This window comes from Streptomyces sp. NPDC097640 (assembly GCF_040302705.1).
Classification (GTDB): Bacteria; Actinomycetota; Actinomycetes; order Streptomycetales; family Streptomycetaceae; genus Streptomyces.
Genome location: NZ_JBEOSB010000055.1, coordinates 15,544 through 30,563, shown reverse-complemented (window position 1 = coordinate 30,563; position 15,020 = coordinate 15,544). Strand labels below are relative to the sequence as shown.

General features: G+C 72.2%; 10 protein-coding genes. 6 read left to right on the top strand and 4 right to left on the bottom strand.

Annotation, left to right across the window (positions count from 1 at the left end; genetic code table 11):
• The first annotated feature begins 393 nt into the window (after nt 1-393).
• Nucleotides 394-1,452 (top strand): tryptophan--tRNA ligase, encoded by a 1,059-nt coding sequence (gene trpS, locus ABTY62_RS46590; protein WP_352135474.1) that lies wholly within the window; start codon nt 394-396, stop codon nt 1,450-1,452.
• A 49-nt stretch (nt 1,453-1,501) separates the two neighbouring features.
• Here trpS and proC read toward each other — a convergent pair whose 3' ends face one another.
• A complete protein-coding gene (proC, locus tag ABTY62_RS46585) occupies nt 1,502-2,311 on the bottom strand; it encodes a pyrroline-5-carboxylate reductase (RefSeq protein WP_352135473.1) in 810 nt (269 codons plus the stop codon).
• Between the two features lie 305 nt (nt 2,312-2,616).
• Between proC and ABTY62_RS46580 the strand changes: the two genes are divergently transcribed.
• Nucleotides 2,617-3,006 (top strand): hypothetical protein, encoded by a 390-nt coding sequence (locus tag ABTY62_RS46580; RefSeq protein WP_352135472.1) that lies wholly within the window; start codon nt 2,617-2,619, stop codon nt 3,004-3,006.
• Nucleotides 3,007-3,169: 163 nt separating this feature from the next.
• On the top strand, nt 3,170-4,756 hold the full coding sequence (locus ABTY62_RS46575) for a SulP family inorganic anion transporter (protein WP_352135471.1): 1,587 nt from the start codon (nt 3,170-3,172) through the stop codon (nt 4,754-4,756).
• Between the two features lie 95 nt (nt 4,757-4,851).
• On the opposite strand, the gene ABTY62_RS46570 is transcribed toward ABTY62_RS46575, so the two are convergent.
• Nucleotides 4,852-5,106 carry a hypothetical protein gene (locus ABTY62_RS46570; protein ID WP_311727213.1) on the bottom strand — a complete coding sequence of 85 codons (255 nt, stop codon included), beginning with the start codon at nt 5,104-5,106 and terminating at the stop codon, nt 4,852-4,854.
• Nucleotides 5,107-5,376: 270 nt separating this feature from the next.
• Here ABTY62_RS46570 and ABTY62_RS46565 point away from each other — a divergent pair, with 270 nt between their 5' ends.
• Entirely contained in the window at nt 5,377-7,665 is a 2,289-nt protein-coding gene (locus ABTY62_RS46565; RefSeq protein ID WP_352135470.1) for a serine/threonine-protein kinase, read from the top strand.
• Nucleotides 7,666-7,704: 39 nt separating this feature from the next.
• Here the strand turns inward: ABTY62_RS46565 and ABTY62_RS46560 are convergent, their stop codons facing one another.
• Complete coding sequence (locus ABTY62_RS46560; protein WP_352135469.1) at nt 7,705-8,064, bottom strand: SH3 domain-containing protein; 360 nt, start codon at nt 8,062-8,064, stop codon at nt 7,705-7,707.
• A gap of 154 nt (nt 8,065-8,218) precedes the next feature.
• On the opposite strand from ABTY62_RS46560, the gene ABTY62_RS46555 reads away from it, so the two are divergent.
• A complete protein-coding gene (locus ABTY62_RS46555; protein WP_352135468.1) occupies nt 8,219-10,657 on the top strand; it encodes a serine/threonine-protein kinase in 2,439 nt (812 codons plus the stop codon).
• A 152-nt stretch (nt 10,658-10,809) separates the two neighbouring features.
• Nucleotides 10,810-12,978: a serine/threonine-protein kinase gene (locus ABTY62_RS46550; RefSeq protein ID WP_352135467.1), complete on the top strand. Its 2,169-nt coding sequence runs from the start codon at nt 10,810-10,812 to the stop codon at nt 12,976-12,978.
• A gap of 119 nt (nt 12,979-13,097) precedes the next feature.
• On the opposite strand, the gene ilvD is transcribed toward ABTY62_RS46550, so the two are convergent.
• Nucleotides 13,098-14,948, bottom strand: a complete 1,851-nt coding sequence (gene ilvD / locus ABTY62_RS46545) for a dihydroxy-acid dehydratase (RefSeq protein WP_352135466.1) — start codon at nt 14,946-14,948, stop codon at nt 13,098-13,100.
• Nucleotides 14,949-15,020 lie beyond the last annotated feature (72 nt).

The window sequence follows — 15,020 nt, the reverse complement described above, 5'->3', positions numbered from 1 at the left end:
GGGCTCATAATCGAGCTCCGGGGACAGAATTCCGGGCACGCCGAAATCCATCCCGATGAGGGGCCGTGCAGTAGTGGTTTGCCGCCGGTGCGGCGTGAGTGGCTGTCGAAGAACCGCTACGGCTCCGTGACAACTCGAAGGACTGTACACGACGCTCTGATGACGATCAACCACGCGGCCCCGTGGTCATTCGGGCCCCGAGGGAGTACGGTCCGGAGCCATGACTACGCGTGCGCGCAGTAAGCAGTGGTGGCCCGTCTGACCGGCGGCCCACTCAGCGCGCATCGCATCCACACGGCCGCCGCTCCGGCGGCCGTTCGTGTGTCTCGTCCCGCACACAAGCCGGCCCACCGGTCCGCGGCGGTCCCGACCATGACGGGAAGCGGCACAGACATGGCGATCGCACAGGCACAGGCACAAGCACGCACGCGCACGCGGATCTTCAGTGGGGTCAAACCCACCGGCCATCTGACGCTCGGGAACTACCTCGGAGCCGTGCGGCGGTGGGTCCAGGAGGACCAGCACGGCGCCGACGCACTCTTCTCCGTCGTCGATCTGCACGCTCTCACCGTGGAGCACGATCCGGCCCGGCTGCGGAGACTCAGCCGACAGGCGGCCACGCTGATGCTGGCCTCCGGGCTGGACCCGGACCGGTGCACGCTGTTCGTGCAGAGCCATGTGGACGAGCACGCTCGGCTGTCGTACCTGATGGAGTGCACGGCCACGGACGGCGAGATGCGGCGGATGATCCAGTACAAGGAGAAGACCGCGCGGGAGCGGGCGGGCGGCGGCAGCGTACGGCTGTCGCTGCTCACCTACCCGGCGCTGATGGCCGCCGACATCCTCGCGTACGGCACGGACGAGGTGCCGGTCGGGGACGACCAGGCGCAGCATGTGGAGCTGGCCCGGGTGCTGGCGCAGCGGTTCAATCAGCGATACGGGGCGGTCTTCACCGTGCCCCGGATGACGCGTCCGCCGGTGGCCGCCCGGGTCATGGATCTACAGGACCCGACCTCGAAGATGGGCAAGTCGCACGCCGAGACGGCGGGCATCGTCTATCTCCTCGATGAGGAGGACACGGTCCGCAGGAAGGTGATGCGGGCGGTGACGGACAGCGGGAGCGAGGTCGTGTACGACCGGGAGGTCCAGCCCGGGGTGGCCAATCTGCTGGAGATTCTCGCCGCCTGTATGGATGGCGCAGATGGCACGGATGGCAAGGCGCCGGAGGAGCTGGCCGGTGAGTACTCGTCGTACGGGGCGCTGAAGAAGGACACGGCCGAGGCGGTGGTGGAGCTGCTGCGGCCGATCCGGGCCCGCCATGCGGAGCTGTGCGCCGACCCGTCGTATGTGGACGGGGTGCTGCGGGCGGGGGCTGAGCGGGCGCGCGGGCTGGCGCGGCCGCGGGTGGACGCCGCGTACGAGGCGGTGGGGCTGCTGCCGTCGGCCGGCTGAGCCCCTCCCACCCCGCCGATCCGGACCCCTCGGCTGTTCTCAGCTGTTCTCAGCCGGTGCCGGAGGCGAGCTCGCGGCTGCGGTCGCGGGCCGCCTCCAGTGCGGCGATCAGCGCGGCGCGCACGCCGTGGCTCTCCAGCTCGCGGATGGCGCTGATGGTGGTGCCCGCCGGCGAGGTCACCGCCTCGCGCAGCTTGACCGGGTGCTCTCCGCTGTCGCGCAGCATCACGGCCGCGCCGATCGCCGCCTGGACGATCAGGTCGTGGGCCTTGTCGCGGGGCAGGCCCAGCAGGATGCCGGCGTCGGTCATCGCCTCGACGAGGAAGTAGAAGTAGGCGGGGCCGGAGCCGGAGAGGGCGGTCGCGGCGTCCTGCTGGGTCTCGGGGACGCGCAGGGTCTTGCCGACGCCGCCGAAGATCGCCTCCGCGTGTGCGAGGTGTTCCTCGGTGGCGTGGCTGCCGGGCGAGATGACCGACATGGCCTCGTCGACCAGGGCGGGGGTGTTGGTCATGACCCGGATGACCGGGGTGCCGGCGGCCAGGCGTGCCTCGAAGAACGCGGTCGGGATGCCGGCCGCGCCGGAGATCACCAGCCGGTCGACGGGGACGTGCGGGGCGAGCTCGTCGAGCAGGGCGCCCATGTCCTGCGGCTTGACGGTGAGGATGAGGGTGTCGGCGATCTTGGCGGCCTCGGCGTTGGAGACGACCTCGACGCCGTAGCGGGTCCGCAGCTCTTCGGCGCGCTCCGCGCGGCGGGCCGTGACCAGCAGGTCGGACGGGGACCAGCCGCTGCGGATCATTCCGCTGAGCAGGGCCTCGCCGATCTTTCCCGTGCCGAGCACGGCGACCTTCTCCGTCATGGTGCGGCTCACCTCGCGAGTTGCTGTGTGGAGCTGTTGTGCAGAGCTGTGTGAAGGGACGGGGACGTACGGGGCCATCCTCGCACCGGGGCGGGGTAGGTGTGTGGAGTGTCCAGGTGGCGGTACGGGGAGCCCGGCGCGTCGGGGGGTCGCCTCCGCGCGGGCGTCCGCCGGGGTAATCGGAGCTGACCGCTCCCGTTAGATGACTCCGCGTTCACAGATCGGTTACATAGCGACTTGCAAATGGTCACGATCCTTTGGACATAATGGAGTTCGGTGTCCAACTCGTGACCAGAGGGGGGGCGATGGTGAGGACCATCGGGCATGCCGGCCGTGTGCTGTTCGCCGCGGTGTCTGTACTGCTCGCCCTCTTCATCGCCGCCGATTGCGCATCTGCGCAGGTCACCCACCCGCAGAGGATGGCCGCCGCTCCCGTGGCCGAGTCCCGTCCGGCCGTCAAGGTCACCCCGTTCGCACATCGCGACGCCGGGGCCGACGACTGCAAGGGGCTCCGTGGCGCACGGGCACCACTGACCGCGCCCACCACCACCGGCAAATCCGGATGTGTGTGCGGTTGCGACGCCGGCCGCCTGGAGCCGCGCTCCACGGCCGTCGCGCCTCTCACGGGACGGCAAGCCGTCCCCGTGTCGAGATCAGGCGAGCTGCCGGTCTCCCTCCAGATCTTCCGCTGCTGAGAAGCGCACCGCCCGCAGTGGCGGCCGACCACGCTCTCTCAGCTCATTCAGCCGGCGAACTCATCAGCTAGCGACCGATTCCATCGATCCCAACTGACGCAGCGCTATGCCGCGCCCGCGCCTGCCCATATGCCGGCGCCGGGGCGCACTGGAGGCAACCCTCATGCCATTTCACAAGACTCTTCTCAACCGTTTCCGCGGGGCGGGAGGCACCGACGGCTCGTCCGCCGGTGCCGGGACCTTCCGCGCCGACTTCACCGCGTCTCTCGTCGTCTTCCTGGTCGCCGTGCCCTTGTGCGTGGGCGTGGCGGTCGCCTCGGGTGTCCCGGCCGAGCTCGGCCTGATCACCGGCATCGTCGGCGGCCTGATCACCGGGCTTCTGCCCGGCAGCAGCCTTCAGGTCAGCGGACCGGCGGCCGGTCTGACGGTGCTCGTCTACGAGGCGGTGCAGGAATACGGCCTCGCGGCGCTCGGCGTCCTGGTCCTCGCCTCCGGGCTGCTCCAGCTGGCGATGGGCGCGCTGCGTCTGGGCCGCTGGTTCCGTGCGATCTCCGTCGCGGTCGTCCAGGGCATGCTCGCGGGCATCGGCCTCGTACTGATCGCCGGACAGCTGTACGCGCTCGCCGACGCCAAGGCGCCGAGCAGCGGCCTGGGCAAGCTGGGCGGGCTGCCCGGTCTCGTCGTCGACGTGGCCGGGTCGAGCGCGGCGCTCAAGGCGGTGGCCATCGGCGCGGGCACGATCGCGGTGCTGGTGTTCTGGCCGCGCTGGAAGCGGGGCGCGCGGGTGCTGCCCGCTCCGCTGGCGGCGGTCGCGCTCGCCACGGTCGCCACGGTGGGGATGGACCTGCCGGTCGCGCGGGTCGAGGTGAAGGGTCTGCTGGACGCCGTGCAGCCGCCCGGCGGCGGTGAGTTCGCGCAGCTCGCGGAGATCGGCGTGCTCGGGACCGTGCTCGCCTTCACGCTGATCGCGTCGGCCGAGAGCCTGTTCTCCGCGGCGGCCGTGGACCGGCTGCACGACGGCCCGCGGACCGACTACGACAAGGAGCTCATGGCGCAGGGCGCGGGCAACGCGGTGTGCGGCGCGCTGGGTGCCCTGCCGATGACCGCGGTGATCGTCCGGAGCGCCGCCAATGTGCAGGCGGGCGCCAGGACGAAGGCCTCGCGGGTGCTGCACGGCGTGTGGCTGCTGGTCTTCGCGGTGCTGTTCCCCTCGGCGCTCGGCGTCATCCCGGTCGCGGCGCTGGCGGGTGTGCTGGTGCACGCGGGCTGGAAGCTGATCCCGGTCAAGGACCTGGGACCGCTGTGGCGTACGCACCGGGGCGAGGCCGTGGTGCTGGTGGTGACCGCGACCGCGATCGTGGTCACCAATATGTTCGAGGGCGTGATCATCGGCCTGCTGATGGCGATCGCCAAGTCCGCCTGGGAGACCTCGCATGTGCATGTCGAGGTGGCCGGGCTGAAGGGCGCGTCGGAGGACCACCCCGTACGCGTACAGGTGCTGGGCAACGCCACCTTCCTGCGGCTGCCCAAGCTGCTCGACGAGCTGGAGGCGCTGCCCCGCGAGCGCGAGGTGCGGCTGGATCTGAGCGGGCTGCGGCATGTGGACCACGCGTGCGAGATGGCGCTGGCCACCTGGGCCGAGCGGCACAACGCGGTGGTCAGCCGCGGCACCGAGAGCGGGTCCGGCAACTCCGGTGCGTCGGATTCGGCCGACGCCGAGGACGCCGCCGACGAGCGAGCCCTGGCATAGGACAGGACAGGCCGACACGGTCGGTGCGGGCCCCCGGCGCTCTGTGCGCCGGGGGCCCGCACCATGTGGCCCTCAGGGACGGCAGGCGCCCGGTGTCACTCGATCGCTTGCTTCCGCTTCTCCAGCGTCTCGATGGACAGCCGGGCCTGGGTCAGCTCGTCGAGGGTGCGGCGGTGCAGCTCCAGGTTGTCCTCCATGAGCTTCGCGTACTTCGTCGCCAGCTCCTTGTACTGCTCCTCGCGCGCGCTCAGCATCCGGGCCCGCCACGTCGCCGCGATCTGCCAGACGACCACGATGAGGAGCACGAAGACGCCCCCAGCGCCGACCACTCCTGCGGCTTCGCCGTTCATTCGGAAGTCTCCTTGAGAGGTTTCGCCCACGCTCGATACCCATCACGCTGGCAGCGCCGTGGACGCGCGTCAAAGGAAACCGGCAGACCTCGGGGGCGGATGGGGGTGCGTCAGGGGTGGCTCAGGGTTTTCCCCGACGGCCCGACGGCCCGGAGGCCCGACGGCCCGGGGCAGAGCGCCCTGCCGCCCGTACTGACCGCCCTTTAGGCTGAGGCAGCTTCATACGTACGTCATGGCACGTGCCGACGGGCACACGGGGAGGGGTGCGCGTTGCCGCTGAGCGCCGGTGATCCGAGGACCATAGGCGACTACCGGCTGCTGGACCGGCTCGGTTCCGGCGGCATGGGCGTCGTCTATCTGGCGCATTCGGCCTCGGGTCGGCAGGTCGCGGTCAAGGTGGTGCACGCGCAGTTCGCCGAGGACGAGGAGTTCCGCACCCGCTTCCGCCAGGAGGTCGCGGCGGCACGGCGGGTGAGCGGCGCGTTCACCGCGCCCGTCGTGGATGCCGACCCCGACGCCGAGCGCCCCTGGATGGCGACCCTGTACGTACCGGGGTCGACGCTGTCCGAGCGGCTGGCCGAACACGGCCCGCTGAACGCCGCGGAGCTGCGGCAGCTGGCGCTGGGCCTGGCCGAGGCGCTGCACGACATCCATCGGGTGGGGGTCGTCCACCGCGACCTCAAGCCCGCCAATGTGCTGATGGCGGAGGACGGTCCGCGCGTCATCGACTTCGGGATCTCCCGGGCGGCGGACAACCAGGTGCTGACGGTGACCGGACGGGTCATGGGGACGCCTCCCTTCATGTCGCCCGAGCAACTGAGCAGGCCCCGTGAGGTGACCGGGGCCTCGGACGTCTTCTCGCTCGGCACGCTGCTGGTGTACGCGGCGACCGGCAAGGGGCCCTTCGACGGCGAGAGCCCATACCTGACGGCGTATCAGGTGGTGCACGAGCCGCCCGCGCTGGACGAGGTCGCACCGCCGCTGCACGGCATCGTCGAGCGCTGCCTGGCCAAGTCCCCCGACGACCGGCCCGGGATCGGCGAGCTGCTGCGGATGCTGGACGAGCTGCCGAGCAAGGGGGACGTGCGCACCGCGGGCGGCGGGTCCGCGAAGAAGAACGGGAGCGCCGACGGGGAAGGGAAGAAGAAGGGGAAGGGGAAAGGAGAGGGGAAGGCGAGGCAGGATCACGGCACCTGGCCGACGTGGAGCGGCGTCCGGCGCCGCCGCCCCGTGCTCGCCGCCGTGCTCGCCGCCGGGGCGCTGGCCCTGGGCGGCGGCGCCTTCGCGCTGTACGCGCCCGGCGACGACGGTGGCGACGGGGTGCGTACGAGCGGCCATCCGGCCGATACTCCTCGGGCGGTCCCGCTCCCCCAGGGCTGGCGGCCGTGGCAGCTGCCCCTCCCCGAGGCCGCGAACTCCGGGCGGGCGGCGGGCGAACTCGCGGACTTCGGCGGCGACGTCGGCGCCGGCTGCGTACGGCAGGACACCCAGCTCTACTGCGGCGGCACCGGTTTCCCGACGACCCGCGTGGACGCGCTCACGGGGCGCGTCGACTGGACCACCGACGCACTGGCCAACAGCAGCCTCTCCGGGACCGGCTCGGAGCCGATCGGGATGCGCGGCGGGCTGGTCTTCGTCCACGACAGCCCGTCGGACACGACGCTCCGGCTGCTCGCCCTGGACGCGGAGTCCGGCGACAAGAAGTGGGCGCGGGAGGTCAGTTCCGGCAGCGACTCGGCTCTCTTCGGCAGCCTGATCCTGTCCAGCGCCTCCGACGACCGGTCCCTGATCGCCCGGGACGCGGCGACCGGCGAGACCCGGTGGGCGTACCAGGTGCCCCAGGGGCAGCAGTGCGGAGCCATCGTGTACGGGAACGCGCCGTACGGCCTGTGCTGGGAGGACAACGAGGAGGAGGTCCTGTGGTCCACCCTCGTGCGGCTGGACAAGCGCGACGGCTCCGCCACCGAGCTGGCCCGGCTGAAGGACACCCAGGACGGTCTGGGGGTCGACGGTGACGACCTGCTGATCCTCCCGTTGGTGTCCAACGCCGACGGCGACCGGTACCCCTATCTCCTCCGGCTGGACACCCGCACCGGGAAGCAGCGGCGGGTCCCGCTCCCGGACGCCGCGCAGGGCACGGGCGCGCTGGTCGACGGCCGGCTCTTCTTCGTCCAGGAAAGCGGCCGGGTCACGGCGGTGGACGCCGACAGCGGCAAGCAGCTGTGGAGCCGGCAGACGACGGTGGAGCGGCTGGGCAGGCCGATGGTCTCGGCCGCCGAGGACACCGTGTATCTGTGCAGCGGCAGCGGGCGGCTGTTGGCGCTGCACCTGCGGACGGGCGAGGAGCTGTGGCAGTCCGCGCCGCGCAGCGAGTACAGCGGGTCGGGCATCAGCCCCGTTCTGCCGCAGCTGCTCCGGGTGGGCGGCGCGATCGTGGCGGTGTCGAGCGACGGAACGCTCTTCTCGGTCGACCCGCGCCACCCGGAGGCCAAGCCCGCGGACTCCGCCAAGGCGACGAAGTCCGCGGCGCCCACCGCGTCCACGACCGCGCGGCCCTGACAGCTCCGACCCCGGTCCGGGCGGCGTGGCCGGAAGGTGTCAGCCGCAGACGATGGTGACGAAGCCGTCGCTGCCGGTCTTCACATACGCGTCGGAGACGTACTGCCCCGGCGCGATGCTGTCCCAGATGTCCGAGGTGCCGTACGGGCCCGTGACCTTCTGCCCGCGGCGCTGGCAGCGGATCGGGACGCGGGTGTTGTAGGGCAGCACCTTGATCAGCTTGCTGGTCGTGCTGGGTCCGCTGCGGACGTTCACCTGGTAGCCGGGCGCGATCGGATAGGTGACCGTCGTCGCCTCGACCGTCCCCACCTCGACCGTTCCCGTCTCGACCGTTCCCGCCTCAACCGTTCCCGCCTCAACCGTCCCGGCCTGAACGGTTTCCGTCTCTTCCGTGGCCATCGGCCCACCCCCGTCGAACTTCATTCCGATCTTGTGCATATCTTGTGCACATGTCGCGTTACGTGACACGACCAGCGGAGGCTAACAGGGCTCGCACGTGTCATCGACTAGGCTCGCCGAGTCGCGACTGCGGCCGAATTCACGGGGGTGGGGAATGCCGCCGGTGCGCAGAGCCGGGACGGGCCCGGAAGCGGAGGATCCGGAGTACGCCGGTCAGTACCGGCTCGAGGCGCGCCTCGGCTCCGGCGGCATGGGTGTGGTGCACCTGGCGCGTTCGGCCTCGGGGCGGCGCCTCGCGGTGAAGGTCATCCATGCGGAGTTCTCCGAAGACCCCGAGTTCCGGGCGCGGTTCCGGCAGGAGGTGGCGGCCGCCCGGCGGGTCAGCGGGGCGTTCACCGCGCCCGTCGTGGACGCCGACCCGGACGGCGAGCGGCCCTGGATGGCCACCCTCTACATCCCTGGCCCCACCCTCGCCGAACACGTCAAGCGGAGCGGCCCGCTGCCCACCGGCGACATGGTGCGGCTGGCCGCCGGACTCTCGGAGGCGCTGCGCGACATCCACCGCGCGGGCGTGGTGCACCGCGATCTGAAGCCGAGCAATGTGCTGCTCGCCGCGGACGGGCCGAAGGTCATCGACTTCGGCATCTCGCGCCCGTCGGACAGCGAACTGCGCACGGAGACGGGCAAGCTGATCGGCACGCCGCCGTTCATGGCGCCCGAGCAGTTCCAGCGGCCGCGCCATGTGGGGCCAGCGGCCGATGTGTTCGCGCTCGGGTCGGTGCTGGTGCACGCGGCGACCGGGCGCGGGCCGTTCGAGTCCGAGAGCCCGTACATCGTGGCGTACCAGGTGGTGCACGACGAGGCCGATCTGGCGGGCGTGCCGCACGTACTGCTGCCGCTCATACAGCGCTGCCTGGCCAAGGACCCGGACGAACGGCCCACGCCGGACGCCCTGATGACGGTCCTGCGCGCCATCGGCGGCCCCCATCCGCCCGCCCTGCGCGGGCCGCTCCCGCGCGTACCGGCCCAGCGCGGGCGCGGCACGGGCCCGCTGTGGGGCGATGACGACGACGGTGGCCCGTACGACGAGCGGGACCCGGCCCCCGAGGCGGGTCCGGACGCGGCCCCTCAAACGGAAGCGGAGGGGGAAGCGGAGGCGGCCAAGGCTGCCCAGGCCGAGGCCAAGGCCGAAGCCGAGCCCGACGTCGAGGACGAGGACGGTCCGGCCGGCGCCGACGACGGCGCCCGGGACGGCGGACCGGACGCGGACACCCGGATCAGGGACGGCTCGGCCCACGATGGGGCAAGCCGACGGCGCAGCCGGACGGCCCGGCGGTGGGTCACCGTCGGGGTGCTGGCCGCCGTGATGCTCGGCGCGGGCACGGTCTGGGCGCTGCAACGGGACCACGGCGGGCGGCGCTCGGCGCACGGCCAGCCGACCGGCGCCACGAAGGCGGCGGCCTGGCGACCGTGGAAGGGCACGCTGTCGGCCGAAGGAACCGGCGCGGAAGGCGAGGGCATCCGGGCGGCGTTCTGCTCACACGGAGACGGCGCGCTGTACTGCGCCGGGCGCGGCGTCGAGGCCGCCCGCCTCGACCCGGCCGACGGCGAGGTGGTGTGGTCGCGCCCGGCCACGGCGAGCCGCCCCGACGACGGCACGCCGACCGCCCCCACGCTCTCCGGCGGCCTGGTCCAGGTGGTGTCGCCGGACGGGGCGCGGCTGCGGGCGCTCGACCCGAAGACGGGGCACGTCCGTTGGAGCCGTGACGTCGCCTCGTACCAGGGCCGGGTCTACCCCTCGGGCGACACCGTGCTGATGGTCGCGGCGGACGGTGTGGTCACGGCGGTCAGCGGGGCCACGAACAAGCGGCGCTGGAGCCACGCCGTCCCCGGCCACACCCGCCCGGCCTTCGTCTCGTACGGCGACGGCCGCACCGCCTACGCGCTCACCGCGTCGGCCGACGGCTCCCACACGCTGGTCACGGCGGTCGACGCGGAGCGCGGCACGGTCCGCTGGAAGCGGTCGTTCAGCGGCAATCTCACCCCGGCAGGGACGGGTTCGGCGGGGACGAGTTCGGCAGGGACGGGTTCGGCCGGTACGGATTCGGCGGAGGTCCTGTACCTCACCGGCGCCGACGAGCAGACCCGCACCGCCGAGGTCGTCAGGTACGACCCGGCGCGCCGCGCCGAGCACCGGGTCGCGCTGGCCGCGCCGGTGTCCTCGACCAGCGTGGCGGTGCGCGGCGACACGGTCTATCTGCTGTGCTCCGACGGCGGTCTGGTCGCGGTCGACCCGCGCCGTACGGATCCGGCCACGGCGCAGCGCTGGCGGCTGGAGACCTCGGTGGGCAATGCGTCGCCACTGGTGGCGGCGGGCGACCGGCTGTACTTCTCGGCGGCCGACGGGCGGCTGCTCGCCGTGGACGCGGTGCGGGGCGAGGTGCTGGGGCAGACCCCGCCGCGTACGGGCAAGGCCGGGAAGAGCTATCTGGAGTTGGTGCCCGCGCCGGTGGCGGCGGACGGCAAGGTGTTCGGATCGGCGCCGGACGGCACGGTCTTCGGGGTGGCGGGACGGGACCCGGCCCGCTGGTGAAGACCCCGGTAGGCCGCGGCACACACGGTTAAAGTGATGCCGCACTGTGTGCCGGCCGGGCCTGGCCCGGCCGTGACTTGATCCGGCTGGGGCTCGATCCGGCCCGGCTTCCGGGCGGTTGGTGCGCGCCGGACACGACCTGGAGAAGACGGATGGCACTGCGCGCAGGGGATCCGGAGTCCATCGGCGGCTACACGCTGGAGCGCCGGCTGGGGGCCGGCGGGATGGGCACCGTGTATCTGGCTCGGTCGGAGTCGGGGCGGCGGATCGCGCTGAAGGTCGTCCACCAGCAGTTCGCCGATGACGACGAGTTCCGGGTGCGGTTCCGTCAGGAGGTGGCGGCGGCGCGGCGGGTGAGCGGCGCGTTCACCGCGGCGGTCGTGGACGCCGACCCCGAGGCCGAGCGCCCCTGGATGGCCACCTCGTATGTGTCGGGCCCCACCCTCTCGGAGCGGATCGCTGCGGGCGGCCCGCTGCGCGGCGAGGAGTTGCGGAAGCTGGCGATCGGGCTCACCGAGGCGCTGCGCGACATCCACCGGGTGGGCGTGGTCCACCGGGACCTCAAGCCCGCGAACATCGTGCTGTCGGACGAGGGCCCGCGCGTCATCGACTTCGGCATCTCGCGGGCGGCGGACCACCAGACGCTCACCATGACGGGGCGGGTGATGGGCACGCCGCCCTTCATGTCCCCGGAGCAGCTGCGGACCCCGCGCGAGGTCGGCCCGGAGTCGGACGTCTTCTCGCTGGCGGCGGTGCTGGTGTTCGCGGTCACGAGCCACGGCCCGTTCGCCGCGGACAGTCCGTACATCGTCGCGTATCAGGTCGTGCACGAGCAGCCGACGTTGGACGAGGTGGCGGAGCCGCTGCGGGGCCTGATCGCGGACTGCCTCGCCAAGGACCCGGCGGCCCGGCCGGGGATCGACCGGCTGCTGGAGCGGCTGCGGGCGCTGCCCGCCGCGGACTACACCGGCATCGGTACGGCGAAGGGAACCGCGAAAGGGTCGGCGGGAGGAGCGGCGAAGGGCAGCGCGAAGGGCGCCGCGGCGGACACCCTGACGGAGAGCCGCCGGGCGGGCTGGGTGCGCCGAGTGCTGGTCGTGAGCGGCCTGGCCGCCGCCCTGGCCGGGACGGTCCTCGCGGCGATGACCGCCTTCCGCCCCGGCACCCAGGGCGAGGACGACGACGAACCCGTGACAGTGACCGCCGCCTCGCTCCCGTCCGGCTGGCGGCCCTGGGACCGTAAACTCCCTTCTTCGTCCCTCGGTCCGGCCGTCGACGACCCGCGGTACGACAGCCGCTGCCTGGTGTCCGGCGGCGACCTGTACTGCGGGGCGAGCGGGGTTCCCGTCACCCGGCTGAACGCCGCCACGGGGCGCACCGTGTGGCGCCATCCGGCCGGCGAGCCGACCGCCGAACTCGTCGGGGTGACCGAGGGACTGGTGCACGCCGCGGTCCAGCTCGACAGCGGCCGGCAGCGGCTGGAGGCATACCGGACCGGGGACGGCGAGCGGGTGTGGCGGACCGACATCGGCGACACCGCCCAGGGCGCCACGTTCGCCAGGGGCCGCGGCCATGCCGTCCTCACCCAGAGCTGGGACGACGAGACGTTCCAGGCGGTCGACGCGCGCACCGGCGACATCCGCTGGACGCGCCGGATCAGCAAGAGTCTGAGCTGCCGGCCGAACGTCCTGGGCGGCCGCCCCTACGCCAAGTGCCACCCTGTGGACGATCCGTCACTCGAGCAGATCGAGATCTACGCCCTCGACCCCGGCTCGGGCGAGCCGAAGCGGATCGTCTCCCGCGCCACCCGGCTGGACTCGCTCGGCGTGGGGTCGGGCAAGCTGATCTTCCTGGAGGGCGGGAAGGAAGACGACAGCTACACCGCCGTCCTGTCGATCGACCCGGACAGCGGGGCCGTCCGCCGCGCCCCGCTGCCTTCGGGCCTCCACTCGCTTCAGCTGAAGGTCTCCCTGGCGGGCGACACGATGTTCTTCATCCGGCAGAACGGCGAGGTCATGGCGGTCACGACCGGCGGCAAGCGGCTGTGGACCAAGGCCACGCAGGTGGAGTGGCTGACCGGCGCCGCCGTCTCGTCCCGGCGCGGCGCCGTGTATCTCGCCACCGCCAGCGGCCGGGTGGTCGCCCTGGCGCTGACCGGGGGCCGGGAGCTGTGGCGCGGGGAGGCGCGTACGGATCCGGGCGGGGCGCCGGCGGATGTGATGCTGATCGGCGACGCGCTGTACGGGGTGTACGGGTACGACGGCCTGTCGGTCTTCAGCCAGGACGTCACCAAGCACCCGTTAGATGAAGACAAGGACTGAGCGGGCGGGATCGATCCGGAGAAGCGGTGCCGGGCAAAGGAAACGGCCGAGGCGGCCCCCGGACGGCTCGCGTCGCGTCCAGGAGGCCGCCCCGGCCGAACGGCCGAGGCGCGGGGTGGCTAGCCGAGCTTGCTGACGTCCCGCACGGCGCCCTTGTCGGCGCTGGTGGCCATCGCCGCGTACGCCCGCAGCGCGGCGGACACCTTGCGGTCGCGGTTCTTCGGCGCGTACACGCCGCCGAGGGCCGCGCGCCGGGCCGCCAGCTCCTCGTCGCTCACCAGCAGCTCGATGGTGCGGGCGGGGATGTCGATGCGGATCCGGTCGCCGTCCTCGACGAGGGCGATGGTGCCGCCGGAGGCCGCCTCGGGCGAGGCGTGGCCGATGGACAGGCCCGAGGTGCCACCGGAGAAGCGGCCGTCGGTGATCAGCGCGCAGGCCTTGCCCAGGCCCCGGCCCTTGAGGAAGGAGGTGGGGTAGAGCATCTCCTGCATGCCGGGTCCGCCCTTGGGGCCCTCGTAGCGGATGACGACGACGTCGCCCTCCTTGACCTGCTTGCCGAGGATCTTCTCGACGGCCTCTTCCTGGGACTCGCAGACCACGGCCGGGCCCTCGAAGGTCCAGATGGACTCGTCGACGCCGGCGGTCTTCACCACACAGCCGTCCTCGGCGAGGTTGCCGTGCAGAACGGACAGGCCGCCCTCCTGGGAGTAGGCGTGCTCGATGTCGCGGATGCAGCCGTTCTCGGCGTCGGTGTCGAGGGTGTCCCAGCGCTCGGACTGCGAGAAGGCGGTCGCGGAGCGCACACAGCCGGGGGCGGCGTGGAAGAGCTCCACGGCCACGGCGGAGGGCGAGCCGCCGCGGATGTCCCACTGCTTCAGCCAGTCGGCGAGCGACGACGAGTGCACGGTGTGCACGTCCTCGTTGAGCAGACCGGCCCGGTACAGCTCGCCCAGGATCGCGGGGATGCCGCCGGCCCGGTGGACGTCCTCCATGTAGTAGACGCCGCCGGGGGCGACGTTCGGGGCGACCTTCGCCAGGCAGGGCAGGCGGCGGGAGAGCCCGTCGATGTCCTTCATGCCGAAGTCGAGCCCGGCCTCCTGGGCGGCGGCGAGCAGGTGCAGGATCGTGTTGGTCGAGCCGCCCATGGCGATGTCGAGGGCCATGGCGTTCTCGAAGGCGGCGCGGGAGCCGACGGCGCGCGGCAGGACGGTCTCGTCGTCCTGCTCGTAGTAGCGCTTGGTGATCTCCACGACGGTGCGGCCGGCGGTCTCGTACAGCGCCTTGCGGGCGGTGTGGGTGGCCAGCACCGAGCCGTTGCCGGGGAGGGACAGGCCGATCGCCTCGGTGAGGCAGTTCATGGAGTTCGCGGTGAACATGCCGGAACAGGAGCCGCAGGTCGGACAGGCGTTGTCCTCGATGCGGGCGATGTCCTCGTCGGAGACGCTGTCGTTGACGGCCTCGGAGATCGCGGTGATCAGGTCGAGCTTGCGGACGGTGCCGTCGACCAGGGTCGCCCGGCCCGACTCCATGGGGCCGCCGGAGACGAAGACGGTGGGGATGTTCAGCCGCATCGCGGCCATCAGCATGCCGGGCGTGATCTTGTCGCAGTTGGAGATGCAGATCAGCGCGTCCGCGCAGTGCGCCTCGACCATGTACTCGACCGAGTCGGCGATCAGGTCGCGGGAGGGCAGCGAGTAGAGCATTCCGCCGTGGCCCATGGCGATGCCGTCGTCCACGGCGATGGTGTTGAACTCGCGCGCGATGCCGCCCGCGGCGTGGATCGCCTCGCTCACGATCCGGCCGACCGGCTGGAGGTGGGTGTGGCCGGGCACGAACTCCGTGAAGCTGTTGGCGACCGCGATGATCGGCTTGCCGAAGTCCTCGCGCGCTACGCCCGAGGCCTGCATAAGGGCTCGGGCGCCCGCCATGTTGCGGCCATGGGTGACGGTGCGGGACCTCAGCTCGGGCACGGTGCTCCACTCCCTCGGTTCCGGGTTGTCCCGGTGGTACGGGTTCTTGAGTCTTCTGAGCGTACGCCTACC

Coding starts and splice junctions, on each gene's coding strand:
- ABTY62_RS46580 (WP_352135472.1), top strand. CDS start 2,617: ATGGTGAGGACCATCGGGCATGCCGGCCGTGTGCTGTTCGCCGCGGTG.
- ABTY62_RS46555 (WP_352135468.1), top strand. CDS start 8,219: ATGCCGCCGGTGCGCAGAGCCGGGACGGGCCCGGAAGCGGAGGATCCG.
- ABTY62_RS46550 (WP_352135467.1), top strand. CDS start 10,810: ATGGCACTGCGCGCAGGGGATCCGGAGTCCATCGGCGGCTACACGCTG.
- ABTY62_RS46575 (WP_352135471.1), top strand. CDS start 3,170: ATGCCATTTCACAAGACTCTTCTCAACCGTTTCCGCGGGGCGGGAGGC.
- trpS (WP_352135474.1), top strand. CDS start 394: ATGGCGATCGCACAGGCACAGGCACAAGCACGCACGCGCACGCGGATC.
- ABTY62_RS46560 (WP_352135469.1), bottom strand. CDS start 8,064: ATGGCCACGGAAGAGACGGAAACCGTTCAGGCCGGGACGGTTGAGGCG.
- ABTY62_RS46570 (WP_311727213.1), bottom strand. CDS start 5,106: ATGAACGGCGAAGCCGCAGGAGTGGTCGGCGCTGGGGGCGTCTTCGTG.
- proC (WP_352135473.1), bottom strand. CDS start 2,311: ATGACGGAGAAGGTCGCCGTGCTCGGCACGGGAAAGATCGGCGAGGCC.